The sequence below is a fragment of the Paraburkholderia piptadeniae genome (genome assembly GCF_900007165.1).
GTDB classification, from domain to species: Bacteria; Pseudomonadota; Gammaproteobacteria; order Burkholderiales; family Burkholderiaceae; genus Paraburkholderia; species Paraburkholderia piptadeniae.
The window spans coordinates 260-490 of the sequence record NZ_CYGY02000190.1; the positions used below are offsets into that span (position 1 = coordinate 260).

Consider the following 231-nt stretch of genomic DNA (forward strand, 5'->3'; position numbering starts at 1 on the left):
ACAACCGTCGCGCGCTCGACGAGTTGCTGGACCGTGAATGGCACCGGGCCAGGCGCGTGGGCGAGTCGCTGTCGATCCTCTTCGTCGATATCGATCACTTCAAGCTGTACAACGACACCTATGGTCACCAGACGGGGGACGACACGCTCGCCACGGTGGCCCGTTGCATTTCCGAAAACATACGGCGCCCGGGTGACAGCGCGGCCCGCTATGGTGGTGAGGAATTCGTGC

1 protein-coding gene is annotated in these 231 nt (G+C 62.8%); it reads left to right on the top strand.

The annotated features are described in order from the left end of the window. Positions 1 to 231, top strand: a 231-nt coding sequence (locus BN2476_RS49185; protein WP_235851258.1) for a diguanylate cyclase, incomplete at both ends; no start/stop codon positions are given.